Origin of the sequence: Mesorhizobium sp. M7A.F.Ca.AU.002.02.1.1 (assembly GCF_003998535.1) — a bacterium.
GTDB lineage: Bacteria > Pseudomonadota > Alphaproteobacteria > Rhizobiales > Rhizobiaceae > Mesorhizobium > Mesorhizobium ciceri.
Genome location: NZ_RZPB01000973.1, coordinates 1 through 1,906, shown reverse-complemented (window position 1 = coordinate 1,906; position 1,906 = coordinate 1). Strand labels below are relative to the sequence as shown.

Here is a 1,906-nt window from a genome sequence, read left to right as displayed (position 1 = left end):
GCGCCAAGGCCGGCGACCATATCGTGGCGGCGCGTGCGCTGTTCGGCTCCTGCCGCTGGGTGGTCGAGACGCTGGCGCCGAGATACGGCATCGAGGCGACGCTGGTCGACGGCACCGACATCGCCAACTGGGAAAAGGCGATCAAGCCGAACACCAAGCTGTTCTTCCTGGAAAGCCCGACCAATCCGACGCTGGAAGTGGTCGATATCGCCGCTGTCGCTTCGCTTGCCAATTCGATCGGCGCCAGGCTGATCGTCGACAATGTCTTCGCCACGCCCCTGCAGCAGAAGCCCTTGCAGCTCGGCGCCCATATCGTCGTCTATTCGGCGACCAAGCACATAGACGGCCAGGGGCGCTGTCTCGGCGGCGTCATCCTGTCGGACAAGAAGTGGATCGACGAGAACCTGCACGACTATTTCCGCCATACCGGCCCAAGCCTTTCGCCTTTCAACGCCTGGACGCTGCTGAAGGGCCTGGAAACGCTGCCGCTGCGCGTACGCCAGCAGACGGAAAGTGCCGGCCGGATCGCGGATTTTCTGGCCGAACGGCCGGAAATCGCGCGCGTCATCTATCCCGGCCGCGCCGACCATCCGCAGGCCGACATCGTCAAGAAGCAGATGTCGGGCGGCTCGACGCTGATCTGCCTGGACGTCAAGGGCGGCAAGCAGGCGGCCTTCGCCTTGCAGAACGCGCTCGACATCGTCCTGATCTCCAACAATCTCGGTGACGCCAAGAGCCTGATCACCCACCCGGCGACGACGACGCACAAAAATCTCAGCGACGAGGCGCGCGCCGAGCTCGGCATCGGGCCGGGCACGCTCAGGCTGTCGGTTGGCCTGGAGGATGCCGACGATCTGCTCGAGGACATCGCGCAGGCGCTGAAGGCCAGGTAGGAGGCCTTCAGGCGCCGGACGGCGTCTCTTCCAGCTCGGCCGTCTTGGTGCCGATGGTCATCGCATTGCCGCGCCAGTCGACGGCGCCGCCGAGCCAACCGCGCCCCCACATCGCCGGCAGGATCAGGTCGCGCGCCATGATCGCGGCGACCATGCGTGGCGACAGGTACCAGCCCTTGGACCAGGCCAGGGCGCACTCCGGAAGATAGAAGGCCGCCAGCACGGCAAGGGCGGTTGCCCAGAGGCTGAAGCCGGCGCTTGCCGCTGCAATCAGCGCAAGCACCAGCGGCACCACGGCGCCCGTCAGGATTTCGGGTGCGAAGAACAGCGGGAAAGTGACGCGGCGCAGGCGCGCCCAACGGGCCTGACGCGACCAGATCTCGTCAAACGAGCGCCGGCCAAGCGGCTGCTCGAAGGGGGCGGCGACGAGATTGACGCGCAGGCCGAGACTGTTCACCAGCTTGGTCGCAGCGGCATCCTCGGCGATCTCGGCGGCCAGCACGCGGATGCCGCCATTGGCATCGAGCATCGGCTTGTTCCAGAGCATGCTCTTGCCCTGGGCAAAGCCGAGGCCGAGCGCCTCACCGGCATATTGCCAGCGCGCCTGCAGCGTGTTGAGGAAAGCGCATTCGACCTCGGCCCAGAAGCCGGCCGGCCGCGAGCCGATCGGCGTCGAGCAGACAAGGCCGGTGCCGGGCCGCCAGGCAGCCATCAGGTGCTGGATGTAGTCCCTCGGCATCAGCACGTTGGAATCGGCCAGGACGACCCAGTCGTGCCGCGCCGCTTCCCAGCCCTTGACGCAATTGTTGAGTTTCGGATTGGCGCTGATGCGGTCATCGCCGACAAGCAGCCAGGCCGGCACTTTCGGAAACCGGACGATCGTCCTGTTTATCAATTTGATCACCGGATCGTCGGCATGGGCGACGCAGAAAATCAGCTCATAGCGCGGCCAGTCGAGCGAGAAGGCGCGCTCCAGCGTCTCCTGCGTGAACGGCTCGACGCCGCGCGACGGC

2 protein-coding genes are annotated in these 1,906 nt (G+C 66.1%); one reads left to right on the top strand and one right to left on the bottom strand.

Features of this window, described 5'->3' with window-relative positions; genetic code table 11:
- A partial coding sequence (locus EN879_RS33940; protein ID WP_127274614.1) for a PLP-dependent transferase occupies positions 1-893 on the top strand: 893 nt, incomplete at its 5' end.
- Between the two features lie 7 nt (positions 894-900).
- Here the strand turns inward: EN879_RS33940 and EN879_RS33935 are convergent.
- On the bottom strand, positions 901-1,906 hold a 1,006-nt coding region (locus tag EN879_RS33935; RefSeq protein ID WP_127274613.1), incomplete at its 5' end, for a ceramide glucosyltransferase.